General features: G+C 31.7%; 16 protein-coding genes. 6 read left to right on the forward strand and 10 right to left on the reverse strand.

Annotation, left to right across the window (positions count from 1 at the left end; translation table 11 throughout):
* Position 1: 1 nt before the first annotated feature.
* Entirely contained in the window at positions 2 to 1399 is a 1398-nt protein-coding gene (locus HY951_04800; GenBank protein ID MBI5539355.1) for a PD40 domain-containing protein, read from the forward strand.
* 5 nt (positions 1400 to 1404) lie between these two features.
* On the opposite strand, the gene HY951_04805 is transcribed toward HY951_04800, so the two are convergent.
* The 5 genes from HY951_04805 to rplU form a co-directional block, all read right to left on the reverse strand.
* A complete protein-coding gene (locus HY951_04805; GenBank protein ID MBI5539356.1) occupies positions 1405 to 1965 on the reverse strand; it encodes a UbiX family flavin prenyltransferase in 561 nt (186 codons plus the stop codon).
* Positions 1966 to 1976: 11 nt separating this feature from the next.
* A complete protein-coding gene (locus tag HY951_04810; protein MBI5539357.1) occupies positions 1977 to 2588 on the reverse strand; it encodes a PorT family protein in 612 nt (203 codons plus the stop codon).
* A gap of 7 nt (positions 2589 to 2595) precedes the next feature.
* Positions 2596 to 3870: a serine--tRNA ligase gene (serS, locus tag HY951_04815; protein ID MBI5539358.1), complete on the reverse strand. Its 1275-nt coding sequence runs from the start codon at positions 3868 to 3870 to the stop codon at positions 2596 to 2598.
* A 78-nt stretch (positions 3871 to 3948) separates the two neighbouring features.
* A complete protein-coding gene (gene rpmA, locus HY951_04820) occupies positions 3949 to 4212 on the reverse strand; it encodes a 50S ribosomal protein L27 (protein ID MBI5539359.1) in 264 nt (87 codons plus the stop codon).
* 18 nt (positions 4213 to 4230) lie between these two features.
* Positions 4231 to 4542: a 50S ribosomal protein L21 gene (gene rplU / locus HY951_04825; GenBank protein MBI5539360.1), complete on the reverse strand. Its 312-nt coding sequence runs from the start codon at positions 4540 to 4542 to the stop codon at positions 4231 to 4233.
* A 271-nt stretch (positions 4543 to 4813) separates the two neighbouring features.
* Between rplU and HY951_04830 the strand changes: the two genes are divergently transcribed.
* From HY951_04830 to HY951_04845, 4 genes are read left to right on the forward strand one after another with little or no spacing between them, the layout of a single operon-like run.
* A complete protein-coding gene (locus tag HY951_04830) occupies positions 4814 to 5443 on the forward strand; it encodes a bifunctional nuclease family protein (protein ID MBI5539361.1) in 630 nt (209 codons plus the stop codon).
* A gap of 33 nt (positions 5444 to 5476) precedes the next feature.
* The gene (locus HY951_04835) at positions 5477 to 6739 is read left to right on the forward strand and encodes a nucleoside permease (protein ID MBI5539362.1); all 1263 of its coding nucleotides are present in this window, start codon (positions 5477 to 5479) and stop codon (positions 6737 to 6739) included.
* Positions 6740 to 6764: 25 nt separating this feature from the next.
* Positions 6765 to 7559, forward strand: a complete 795-nt coding sequence (locus tag HY951_04840; GenBank protein MBI5539363.1) for a thymidylate synthase — start codon at positions 6765 to 6767, stop codon at positions 7557 to 7559.
* 7 nt (positions 7560 to 7566) lie between these two features.
* Positions 7567 to 8058: a methylated-DNA--[protein]-cysteine S-methyltransferase gene (locus tag HY951_04845; protein MBI5539364.1), complete on the forward strand. Its 492-nt coding sequence runs from the start codon at positions 7567 to 7569 to the stop codon at positions 8056 to 8058.
* A gap of 228 nt (positions 8059 to 8286) precedes the next feature.
* Here HY951_04845 and HY951_04850 read toward each other — a convergent pair whose 3' ends face one another.
* The 4 genes from HY951_04850 to HY951_04865 form a co-directional block, all read right to left on the reverse strand.
* Positions 8287 to 8460, reverse strand: coding sequence for a hypothetical protein (locus HY951_04850; protein ID MBI5539365.1), 174 nt, complete (start codon positions 8458 to 8460; stop codon positions 8287 to 8289).
* Between the two features lie 150 nt (positions 8461 to 8610).
* Positions 8611 to 9582, reverse strand: a complete 972-nt coding sequence (locus HY951_04855; GenBank protein ID MBI5539366.1) for a D-alanine--D-alanine ligase — start codon at positions 9580 to 9582, stop codon at positions 8611 to 8613.
* A gap of 167 nt (positions 9583 to 9749) precedes the next feature.
* A complete protein-coding gene (locus HY951_04860; protein MBI5539367.1) occupies positions 9750 to 10271 on the reverse strand; it encodes an adenine phosphoribosyltransferase in 522 nt (173 codons plus the stop codon).
* A gap of 28 nt (positions 10272 to 10299) precedes the next feature.
* Entirely contained in the window at positions 10300 to 12156 is a 1857-nt protein-coding gene (locus tag HY951_04865; protein MBI5539368.1) for a tetratricopeptide repeat protein, read from the reverse strand.
* A 114-nt stretch (positions 12157 to 12270) separates the two neighbouring features.
* On the opposite strand from HY951_04865, the gene HY951_04870 reads away from it, so the two are divergent.
* Positions 12271 to 13146, forward strand: coding sequence for a YegS/Rv2252/BmrU family lipid kinase (locus tag HY951_04870; GenBank protein ID MBI5539369.1), 876 nt, complete (start codon positions 12271 to 12273; stop codon positions 13144 to 13146).
* 52 nt (positions 13147 to 13198) lie between these two features.
* On the opposite strand, the gene HY951_04875 is transcribed toward HY951_04870, so the two are convergent.
* Positions 13199 to 13456 (reverse strand): hypothetical protein, encoded by a 258-nt coding sequence (locus HY951_04875; protein MBI5539370.1) that lies wholly within the window; start codon positions 13454 to 13456, stop codon positions 13199 to 13201.
* Between the last annotated feature and the right edge of the window lie 5 nt (positions 13457 to 13461).

Consider the following 13461-nt stretch of genomic DNA (forward strand, 5'->3'; position numbering starts at 1 on the left):
CATGAGCTTTAAATATTCCATATCATTGTTTATTGTTGTATTGCTAAGTATAAACGCATTAGCACAGTCATTTATAGAAATTAAGAATATAAGACAGAGCACCCGTGATTATAGTGAATTAGGTGCGTCATATTTTGGAAATGGATTTTTTTATTGTTCAAATTCAAGAGAGAATATAATTATTAGCAAACAAGGTGCAGATAATTTGTCTTTCTATAATGTTTATTTTTCACCGTTAAATAAATTTGCCCAGAAAGAAGAGGCTGAAGCATTATTGCAAATTATAAATACTGACTATAATGATGGTCCTCTTTCAACAAATGGTAAAATACTAGTTTTCTCAAAAAACTATGAACCAAAGAAAAATGCAAGAAAAGAAAAAACTAATGTAGGGCTTTTTATTTGTAGTAAAGTGAGTGATATCTGGCAAAGCCCAATTCCATTTCCGTATAATGATGAAAAATATAATTTTGGTCATCCTTCTATAAATGATGAGGGAAATACTTTGTATTTTACCTCTGATAAACCTGGTGGCTTCGGAAAATATGATATTTATGTTTCGTATTTAAGAAATGGTAGTTGGACAAGTCCGAAAAATCTTGGAAAAGAAATAAACAGTACAGCAAGTGAGTTATTTCCTTTTGTTTTTCAGAATTCCAGGCTATATTTTTCAAATAATTATGATAGTATTTATAATTACGATATATTTTATTCAGATTTTCAGGATGGAATCTGGTCAAAGCCTGTTCGACTAAATGAACCGATAAACACAAAGTATAACGATTTTGGTTTTATTTGTGATAACACAACGGAGAATGGTTTTTTTACATCTGACAGAAATGGGAATGATGATATTTATAAATTTTATTCTACACTTCCCGCATTTGAAAATTGTGATACATTAGTTGAAAGAAATTATTGTTATCATTTTGTTGAAGGAAAAACAGTTGATTTGGATACAATTCCGGTTGTTTATGAATGGGATTTTGGCGATAGCACTAAAGAAAAAACTTTTGAAGCCGATCATTGTTTTCCGGGACCAGGTGCATATAATGTTTCGTTAAATATGATAGATACTTTAACAGGCGATGTCTATAAAATGATAGCTTCTTACTTGTTATCTGTAGAAGATCCAGCAGGACCATATATAATTTGTAACGATAAAGTAAAGGTTGGTGAAATAGTTGAATTTGACGGAAGTCAGTCAAATATGCCTGATAAAAAAATAGACCAGTTTATTTGGTCGTTTTCTGATAATAAAAAATTTGTTGGTCAAAAAATTAGCAGAACATTCGATAAACCCGGTACTTATCAGTTAAATTTAGGTGTAACATTTGACAAGGATAAATCCGGAACATTTCAAAAACAATGTGTGTTTAAAGAGATAATAGTTGAGTAATTATCTTATTCGCCCCATTTATATGTATTGTCAGTGTAACCTAATCTGCTTAAAATTCTCTCGGTAATAGTATTTACAAGTTCATTAACCGACTTAGGTTTACTGTAAAAAGAAGGTGATGCTGGAATAATTTCGGCACCTGCAAGAAGAACTGTTTCCAAATTTCTTATATGAATAAGATTATACGGACTTTCTCGTGGTACTATTATTAATTGTCTTTTTTCTTTTAACATTACATCTGCAGCACGAATAATTAAATTATCTGAAGTTCCTGATGCTATTCTGCCTATTGTTCCCATTGAGCAGGGTACTATAATCATTGAATTATATCCTGCAGAACCACTTGCTACAGCTGAAAAAAAATCGTTTGCCGGAAATATTTTAATTTTGCTTTCGTCTAATTCTTGGTTATCAAGTTCAAAGTTCCAAACTTTTTTTCCGTTATCTGAAAAAATAACTGCGATTTCTGGTTGTAATGGTAATAATAATAATTTGTCTAGCAATTGCTTTGCATAAACAGAGCCACTTGCACCTGTAATAGCTATTATTATTTTATTTGCTTTCAAAATTATAATTATTAAAAATGCAAAAACATTCCAAATGATAACAAATTGTTATACTGTCCTCTGTTAAAATACCAGGTCTGATTTCCGGGATGATTTCTAATTGCTAACATTGAGTAAGAATATCTGAAATCAATATGAAATTTATCGAATGGGTAATAGCAGAAACCAAAAACAAATGGCACATCAAATTTTTTAAACTGAGGAGTTGGTTCCATAAAGCCATTACCATCTGTATCTTCACGGGCTCTGAATAAATATGAAAAACCTGCACCTAATTCAAGCATAAATTTCTTTTTCATATAGAAGTTAAACATAAACGGAACTTCTACATAGTTTAATCTGAGTTTATAGTACCTGTTGTTTTGTGGATTAATACTGTCAATATGATTTACCGAACTACCCTTTTGAATATATTTCATTTCAATGGTAATACCTGTTTTTTTATTGAACTTATTTACAACAAAAACACCTGCCTGAGCTCCACCTTTGTAATAACCTTCTAATCTGTCGCCATCAACTTGTGAAGCAACAGCACCTAATAACAAACCACCTTTAAATCCTTCCTGTGCAAAAAGTAAATTAGTAGCAAGTACTAATACCAGAATATAAAGGGTTAGTCTCATTTTGTAACTAGTCAATAAATTTAAAGCCAGTGTATGATGTTAAAATCTCAGGAACTTTTATTCCTTCTGGAGTTTGGTTATTTTCTAATAATGCTGCAACAATTCTTGGTAATGCCAAGGCACTTCCATTTAAGGTATGAGCAAGTTGGTTCTTTTTAGTAGCTTCGTCTTTGTATCTTAATTTTAACCGATTAGCCTGAAATGATTCGAAATTTGAAACAGAGCTAACTTCTAACCAACGTTTTTGTGCTTCGCTATAAACTTCAAAATCATAAGTTAAGGCAGAGGTGAAACTCATATCGCCACCGCAAAGCTTCAATATTCTGTATGGTAATTCAAGTTTTAACAATAAATTCTCAACATGACTAACCATTTTCTCCAGTTGGTCATAAGAGTCTTTTGGATTAGCTACAACAACAATTTCTACTTTGTCAAACTGATGTAAACGGTTTAATCCTCTTACTTCTTTTCCATAAGAACCAGCTTCACGTCTGAAACATGGAGAGTAAGCAGTATATTTTACAGGAAATTCTGATTCATTTAAAACTACATCGCGAAAAATATTTGTAACCGGAACTTCTGCTGTTGGAATTAAAAATAAATTATCTGTTGCATCGTGATACATTTGTCCCTCTTTATCTGGTAACTGTCCTGTGCCAAATCCCGAATCTTCATTTACCATGTAAGGAGGAATTACTTCACGGAAACCTGCATTTGTAGCTTCATCCAAAAAGAAACTTATAAGTGAACGTTGAAATTTTGCTCCTTTTCCTTTATAAACTGGGAAACCAGCTCCAGTAATTTTATTTCCAAGGTCAAAATCAATGATGTCATATTTTTTTGCAAGATCCCAATGAGGAACCATTTTGTCATCCTCTTTAATTGCAGGTCCGCCAGATCTTACTATCTCGTTATCTTCTGGAGTTTTTCCGACTGGTACTGATGAATGAGGAAGATTTGGTAATGTTACCAAAACGTCATGAAGTTGCTTTTCGGTATCGGCCAATTTTTGACCAAGTATGCTGATTTCTTCTTTTAAACTAACAGTAACTTGTTTAGCTTTTTCGGCATCTTCTTTTTGTCCCGATTTCATAAGCTGACCAATTTGCTGAGAGACTTTATTAAGTTCAGCAAGTTTGTTATCAGATTGATTTTGAAAACTTCTGCGTTGGTTATCGAATTCAATAATTTTTTCTACTGTTTCGCTTACGTTTTTATTTTTGACTGCAAGACGTTCAATAACAAACTCTTTATTTTCCTGGATAAGCTTTAATGTCAACATAATTTTATCTTTTTACAAAAAAAACTCCCGATTTTTGACAAGCAAAAACCGGGAGAAAATATGAATTAAAAAAAATATCTATTCTGCCGGAAGAGCTTCAACAGAAACGTATGATTTTTCGTTTCTTTTTCTTTTGAAAACTACTCTGCCATCTGTAAGTGCAAAAAGAGTATGATCTCTACCCATGCCTACATTTTCGCCTGCATTATGAACTGTACCTCTTTGGCGAACGATAATATTTCCTGCAACTGCAAGTTGTCCACCGTATATTTTTACACCAAGTCTTTTGCTATGCGATTCACGACCGTTATGCGAACTACCCGCACCTTTTTTATGTGCCATATTCGGAAATTTTTATTGTTAAACTTTAATATTTTCAATTTCTACCTGTGTAAGATACTGGCGATGACCGTTCATCTTCTGGTATCCTTTACGTCTTTTTTTCTTGAAAACTAGAACTTTATCACCTTTTAAGTGAGAAAGAACTTTAGCAGAAACTGAAGCACCTTTTACTGTAGGAGCGCCAACTTTTACTTTACCGTTATCATCAAGAAGAAGAACTTTTTCGAACTCCAAAGAGCTACCTTCTGTGGCATCTAGGCGGTGAACGTACAATTTCTTGCCTTTCTCCACTTTAAACTGTTGCCCTGCAATGTCAACTATAGCGTACATTTTGTAATAAATTAATTTTTTCTTGGGAGTGCAAAGGTATAAAAATTATTTAAAAGAAATACTATTGCTATATTTTTTTATTCTCAATTTCAAAACAATTGATTAAAAAGATAAATAAAGGTATGGAAATGCTAATAAGTTTAAGTTTTATTTAAAAATTTCGTTAAAAACTCGGTTAATAATCATTTAATTATTTGGAGGAAAAAATCGGACAAAACATTATATTTGTTAATTCGTGAGGATTTATAAGGTATAAGGATAAAAAACATATATGGAGAAAGTTAGACTATCAGTTTTAGGATTATCATATAGTGAAACACAATCAGGAGCTTATGCGCTGGTACTTGCTGAAGAAGATGGAGACAGAAGAATCCCAATTATTATTGGAGCTTTTGAAGCACAAGCAATAGCAATTGAACTTGAGGGATTAAAGCCACCCCGTCCACTTACACATGACTTGTTTTTACAATTTGCTGTATCATACCATATAGATTTATTAGAAGTAAATATTTTTAAATTAGAAGAAGGAGTGTTTTTTTCTAATCTGGTGTTTAATCATCAAAAAGAAAATGTTATAGTTGATTCCCGTACATCTGATGCAGTTGCTCTTGCACTCAGATTTAAATGTCCGATATATACCACTAAAGAAGTTATTGAAAAAGCAGGAATTATAATTGAATTTGGCAAAGACAAAGAAAAGGAACAGTCAAAAGAAATAAATGTTTTTGACGAAGATGATAGCAGTTCAAAAAGCGGATCAAAAAAATCTTCAAAACAACAGTCTTTCTCAAAGTTTGAATTAAAAGATCTGGACTTAATGCTTAAAGAAGCAATTCGGGATGAAGATTACGAAAAAGCATCTCGAATTAGAGACGAAATAAAGCGCAGGAATCAAGATTGATTTTCATTATTTTCAAGCAAAAAATTAAATATTATGGGTATTAAGCTACGTCTTACATTGATGAATTTTCTCCAGTTTTTTATATGGGGATCATGGTTAATTACAATAGCAAATTATTGGTTTGGTACGAAAGGCTGGGGACCTGATGGTTTCGGAATGATATTTATGACCCTTGGAATCGCATCTATTATAATGCCTACATTAATCGGGATTTTAGCTGACAGGTGGGTTAATGCAGAAAAAGTATATGGATTAATTCATATTCTTAGTGGTATTGCTGTTTTTTGTCTTTCTATGGCAAATTCCCCTTCCCAGTTTTTCTGGATAATGTTAGCGGCAATGCTTTTTTATATGCCAACAATAGCTCTTACTAATTCAATTGCATATAATGCATTGAAAAAAAATGGTTATGATGTGGTTAAAGATTTTCCTTCAATAAGGGTTTGGGGTACTATAGGTTTTATTGCAGCAATGTGGGTAACAAATCTTACTGGAAATAAAGCTACTGAAGTTCAGTTTTACATTTCAGCAGCAGCAGCACTTGTTTTAGGCATTTATTCTTTTACATTACCAAAATGTCCGCCACAAAAACAAAGTGCAGAAAAACAATCATTTGTTAAACTTTGGGGTTTAGATGCATTTAAATTATTTGCAAACTATAAAATGTTTCTATTCTTTGTTTTCTCAATGTTTTTGGGTGCCGCATTACAGCTTACGAATATGTACGGAGATGTGTTTTTAGATGAATTCAAGAATATTCCGGAATTTGCTTCGTCATTTGTTGTTAAATATTCAACAATAATAATGTCTATTTCTCAAATTTCAGAAACATTATTTATCCTTGCAATTCCTTTTTTTCTTAGAAGATTTGGAATTAAAAAGGTAATGTTAATGAGTATGATAGCATGGTTTTTAAGATTTGGTTTATTCTCATTTGGAAACCCTGGCGATCTTTTGTGGATGATAATATTATCAAATATTATTTATGGAATGGCGTTCGATTTCTTTAATATTTCAGGTTCTTTATTTGTTGAAACACAATGTAAGCCCGAAATCAGATCCAGTTCTCAGGGATTGTTTATGATGATGACAAATGGTTTGGGATCAATAATTGGATCATTGGTATCTGGTTTAATAATAAATTCCTTTTTTATGTCAGAATCGGGAGAAAAAGATTGGCATGGAATATGGCTCGCATTCGCAATTTATTCGCTAATTGTAGCGATATTATTTGCTGTATTTTTTAAACATAAACATGTGCCAGCTGATGTAAATGCTCAATCAATAAATCATTAATTATAAACTCTGATAACACTAACACATGAAGCAATATCTTGATTTATTAGATCATGTTATAAAAAACGGAAATGTAAAAGAAGACCGTACAGGAACCGGTACATATAGTATCTTCGGTCATCAGATGAGGTTTGATTTAAGTAAAGGCTTTCCGCTTGTTACAACAAAAAAGGTACATCTTAAATCAATTATTTACGAATTGTTATGGTTTTTAAACGGCGACACTAATATTAAATATTTAAATGATAATGGTGTAAATATCTGGAATGAGTGGGCAGATATGGATGGAAACTTAGGACCAGTTTATGGACACCAGTGGCGCTCATGGAATAATTATGAAGGTAAAGCAATTGATCAGATTACACAAGTTGTTGAATCGATAAAAAATAATCCCGATTCCCGCAGACATCTTGTTAGTGCTTGGAATGTAGGTGAAATAAATAATATGGCATTGCCTCCTTGTCACATTATTTTTCAGTTTTATGTTGCTGGGGGAAAATTATCATGTCAGCTTTATCAGAGAAGTGCCGATTTATTTTTGGGGGTTCCTTTTAATATTGCCTCCTATGCTTTGTTAACAATGATGATTGCACAGGTTACTGATTTAAAACCCGGAGACTTTGTACATACATTTGGTGATGCTCATATTTATAAAAATCATATCGACCAGGTTAAACTTCAAATGTCAAGAGAAATAAGACCTTTACCAAAAATGAAGATAAACCCGCATGTGAAAAATATTTTCAGTTTTAAGTATTCAGATTTTACATTAGAAGGTTATGATCCGCATCCTTTAATAAAAGGTGAGGTAGCGGTTTAAAAATAAAATGTCTACAGATCAGATTTTTACAAGTTATCTGAAATGCCCAATTGGTATTATTGAGATAAAAGCATTTGCTGAAGCATTGTTTTCTGTTAAAATATTGTCAGAAGACTCTATAATTAATTTTCAAGAGGCTAATGAAGTAGAAATAATTGAAATTGCTAAAATGCAATTAGATGAGTATTTTAACAAAGTGCGCAAACATTTTGATTTACCTTTGGTTTATGAAGGCACTGAATTTCAACAGAAAGTGTGGAAAGAAGTAGGGAAAATTCCTTTTGGAAAAACAAAATCATATGGGCAACTTGCAATAGAACTTGGAAAAAAAGAATTAACAAGGGCAGTTGGTGCTGCAAACGGAAAAAATCCTTTGTGGATAATTGTTCCATGTCACAGAGTTGTTGGAAGCAATAATGAACTTGTAGGATATGCAGGTGGAATGTGGCGAAAACAGTGGCTTCTGGAACATGAAGATGCTCAATCAAGATTATTTTAATTAACGTGAGTTCGAAATAAGAAAACGATGCTAGTTTGAGTGAAATTCTTTCAGAATTTCGTATCGAAAACAAGTCGTTTTGTTCATTTCGATACAAATTTTCTTCGAAAATCCACTCAATGTAACAAAACTAGGTATTCTATTATTTTATATCGAACTCACGTTAATTAATAAACCCTGAACTGTTTAAGCAATTCAGGGTTTATTATAAATGAAAATATTTTATGTCTAGTTCTTGTTGATTTTAAATCCTGAGACTTTAAAATCTGGAAATACTTTCATAAATACTTTGTTAGAACGTGTTGAAAAATAGTTGCTAATAACAACATGATAAACACTGTGCTTTGATTTGTCGATGTCTTTTACAAGAGTAATGTCGATGTTTTTTTCTTTCTGTTCCATTTTAATTTCTTTTTTGTACAAAGGTATGGCTCTAAATTGATTTAGTTCGAATAGTTTGATAATCGACTATATTTTATTTACGAAATAGATTTAATTTCTTGCAAAAGAAAACTATGTTGGATAAAAGTAGATTTTATTAGGATGAAAAAACTAGTTTAAAATATCTTCGATAACCTTTGTTAAAAGTTCTGTCATGCTAATACCGTAAACTCTGCCTTGTTGAGGAATAATACTTGCTTCACTCATTCCCGGAATAGTATTTATTTCAAGAAAATATAATTTTTCATCTCTTATTATATAATCAACTCTGACTATTCCTTTACAACCAAAGAATTCATAAACAGCAAGTGAAAGGCGGTGGCATTCTTTTGCTACATGATCTGGTATGCGTGCAGGTGTAATTTCTTCACTCATGCCAGGTGTGTACTTTGCTTCGTAATCAAAAAAATCATTTTTTGTTACTATTTCAGTTGCTGGAAACAAAAATGTTTTTTCTTTTGTTTTTAAAACCCCGCATGAAATTTCAGTACCTTTAATAAATTCTTCGATAATAATTTCATTATCTTCTTTAAAAGCAAAATCAAGTGCTGCAGGTATCTCTTCAATAGTTTTTGCTTTTGAAGTGCCACAACTCGAGCCTCCTGCATTTGGTTTAATAAAGCAAGGTAAGCCAACTGCTTTTACAATTTCTTCAGGTGTTATTTTCTGATTCTTTTTAACCAGAATAGCTTTTGCCATTAACAAATCAATATCACGGAGTGCCAGTTTACAAAAATATTTGTCGAATGTTAGTGAAGAAACAAGGGTGTTACATGTTGAGTGGGGAATTCCAAGTAATTCAAAATATCCAGCCATTAATCCGTTTTCGCCCGGAGTTCCATGAACAATAATATATGCAAAATCGAATTTAATTTTTTCGCCATCTACAATAACACTAAAGTCGGTTTTATTTATTACAGGACCCCCTTCATCACCAAGTGTCCACCTTGTTCCCATAATTATTATGGGGTAAACATCGAATTTTTCCTTATCTATCCAATTTACTACTTGTCTGCCACTTTTTATGGAAATCTCTGCTTCTGAGGAGTTTCCTCCTGAAAGAACTGCAATTTTTAGTTTCATTTTTGCTGTTTTTTTAACAGCAAAAAATTAATGCATATCAAAACATATACATATCTATCAAGTGAAAAGATATGAACGAAATATTGCTCATTACTTTTGAAGTAGAAAGTCAAAAAAAATCTAAAGCGAAAAGTAGAATATTATAGGAATAAATAACAGTTTATTAATTATTCACCTTCAAATTCTACCATCGAAAAAATTTTGTGTCCTTTAATTTTTTCGCGACCCTTTAACTCGGGTAATTCAACTACAAATGCACATTCTACAACTTCGCCACCAAGTTTTTCTACTAATTTGATAGCAGCGTTAACCGTTCCACCTGTAGCGATTAAATCATCAACTATAACAATGCGTTCGCCCTTAGAAATTGCATCAGAATGAAGTTCAAGTTCAGCAGTACCATATTCCAAATCGTATTTTTCAGAAATAGTTTTAAAAGGAAGTTTACCTTTTTTTCTGACAGGAATAAAACCTATTCCCAATTGCTTTGCCAATACAGCACCAAATACAAAACCTCTTGCATCTATGCCGGCAATTTTATCAATCTTTTGATCTTTATACCTTTCGTAAAAGCGATTACATGCTTCATTAAATCCTTCCGGGTCCTGCATTAATGTAGTAATATCTCTGAATGTTACTGACTCAATAGGCCAGTGAGGTATTGAACGGATTTTATCTTTTAAATTTATCATATTATTATTTTAATGTTTAGCAAACTTAGCTTTTTTCTACAAAATACATTTTAATTTTTCCTTTATTTTTTGCTTCAATTTCGCCTCTGTATATTGTTTTTAAATCTGAAGCTAAATTATCTTTAATCAATTCGTAGGTAGAGCCAGAAATATTTACTTTTCCTGGTTCACCGCTTGATTCCATTCTTGAAGCAGTATTTACTGTGTCGCCCCAAATATCATAAGCAAATTTTTTAATTCCAACAACTCCTGCAACAACTGGTCCGGTATGAACACCAATTCTGATTTGCCATTGATTAGTCTCAGTGTTGTTAGTGTTAATTGTTAAATGTTTGTTCATATATTCCTGAATATCCAGTGCTGCCTTTATTACATCCATTGGATTAGTTGTATTCGCTGTTGGAAGTCCACCGGCACACATATAGGCATCGCCAATAGTTTTTATTTTTTCTATAGGATATTTAGAAATAATCTTATCAAATTCAGAAAAAATTAAATTAAGTTCATTTACTAATTCATCAGCAGTCATTTTTTCGGCAATTTTGGTAAACCCTTTAAAATCGGTAAAAAGTACAGTTACCAAATCGAATTGTTTAGGTTTTGCACTGCCTGTTGTTTTTAATTCTTCTGCTGTTTCATGCGGTAGAATGTTAAGTAGTAATTCATCTGAACGATGTTTTTCTTTCTTAATAATATTTTTTTGTCTTACAGCAAAAATTGCAAATACACTAACTACAATCATTCCAACCAAAACAAAAATTAAAATCAATAGTTGTTTGTTTTTTTCTGATTCAGCTATTAAATCTTTTTTATCCTGCTCTGCTTTTTCAGTAGCCTGAATTTTCTCAAATTCGTATTTCATTTCAAGTCGCAAAGAATTTTGTGTTGTTTGAATATTAGTAATGCTATCCTTAATTGCTTTAAATCTTTTAAAGTGATACAGTGCTTTTGCCTGATTATTTGTTTTTTCATATAATTCACTCAGATTTTTATGCCAGTTGTCAATCATATCTACTGCACCAATGCTATCAGAAAGTGTAATTGCTCGTTTAAGATATTTTTCGGCCTCGGCAAATTTTCTCATTAGAATATATAAGGTGCCAAGGTTTCCAAGTTTAATTGCAATTCCAAGTTTTCTTCCAAGTTCTTCATCTATTTTAATTGCATCTAGGTAATAGTTTGCAGCAATATTATAAAGGCTATCGCTTTGTTTTGTGGTATTAGAAGAATCTTCACCAAGTTTGAAATAAACATTCCCAATATTTCCAAGATTCATAGAAATATCTCTTTTGTTTTTAATTTCACGATTAATTATTAAAGCTTTTGTATAAGATTCAATTGCTTTTTCGTAATTTCCTTCTGACATATAAATTATTCCAAGGTTACTGATATCAGAAGCGATCCATTTTTTGTTATTTGTTTTTTGATCAATAGTTAAAGCTCTGGTATAATATTCCCGTGCTTTTTTAAAGTTTTTTTGATTTAGATAAACCGAACCAATATTTCCAAGTGCAGTTGACATATTTTTAAAATCCTGACAGTTCTCATAAATCTTAAGTGCTTCTAAAAAATTATCAAGTGCTGTAGTGTAATTTCCCGAAACATAATAAGCCCAACCTAATTCTGTTGATGCATTTGCTATGTATGACTGGTTTTTAATTCTTTTGGCAAGTACTTTAGCCCGTTTACCAAATAATATTGCAGAATCAGAATTCTGAAAAGAGTATAAATCGGTAAGAGTTAGTAAAGTTTTTATTCTAACAGTATCAATTTTAGTATTGGAATTTATTTCTAGTAAAGAATCAATTTTTGATTGTTGAGAAAAGGCAACTATTGAAAATTGAAAAATAAAGAACCAAATAAACAGAAACAGAGATCTCATTTATTAATTTGTTAGTTGATATTTCAAAAGTATAAAAAACATAATGATTTCAAAATATAGAATTACATTAATAATTTAACAGGTATTTTTAACTTTGAAGATTATTAAACTGCTTTGAAAAAATTATTAGTTGTATTAAATCCTATAGCTGGGGCAAGGAAAAAAATTAACCTTGAATTGAAACTTAAGGAATGGATTGGTTCCAGCGTTGAAATTTCTTTTCAATATTGGGAGAGTCCTCAATTTGATATAACAGATGCAATAAAGAAGAGAATAAAAGAAGATCATTTTGATATTGTTGTAGCTGCAGGTGGAGATGGTACAGTAAACAGAACTGCTCGTGCATTGGTAAATTCAAATATTTCATTTGCAATTTTACCCCTTGGGTCGGGAAATGGTTTAGCCAGACATTTTAAAATTCCAATGAATTTAGAAAAGGCAGCAAAAATTATAATTTATGGTAGAACTATTAATATGGATAGCTGTCTTATTAATAATGAAAATTTCTTTTGTACAGCAGGTACCGGATTTGATGCTCAGATTGGTCACTTGTTTGCAACTGCAGGAAAACGTGGGTTTAAGACTTACACAAGAATTGTTGGTCGTGAGTTTAGAAATTATAAACCTTCAAATTATAAGATAGTAGCGGATGGTAAAGAAATAAATATTGATGCTTTTCTGGTTACTGTTGCAAATGCAAATCAATATGGTAATAATGTTTATATTTCACCAGATGCTGATATAACTGATGGGTTAATGAATGTTGTAATATTAAAACCGTTTGGATTAATTCACGCTCCTGCACTTGCCAGTCGTTTATTTTTAAAAAATATGAATAAAGCTACTTTGGTTGAAACATTTGTAGCAAAAGAAGTTGATATATACAGGCAGGAATCAGGTGCAGTTCATTTTGACGGAGAACCTGCGGTTATGGATAAGTGTCTTAGATTCAGATTATCTGAGAATTCAATAAGAATTATTATTCCATAAAAAAAAGGCCAACATTAATGTTGACCTTTTTTTAATGCTTTTGGCTGAATTATTATTTCTTGCCTTTTTTAGCACCAGCAGCAGCAATTGAATCAAGTTTAGCTTGTTCTAAAGCAGCAGCTTCAGCAGCAGCGATTGAATCAGCTTGAGCTTGAGCAGCAGCAGCAGCAGCAGCTTCAACTTTAGCAATAGAATCAGCTTTTAAAGAGTCAGCTTTTGCTTGCTCAGCAGCTAATTGTTCAGCACTTGGTCCACATGCAACGAATGACATCATTCCTGCAATCATTAAAAGTCCAAAAAGTTTTTTCATAGAGG

Source organism: Bacteroidia bacterium (genome assembly GCA_016218155.1).
Classification (GTDB): domain Bacteria; phylum Bacteroidota; class Bacteroidia; order Bacteroidales; family GWA2-32-17; genus GWA2-32-17.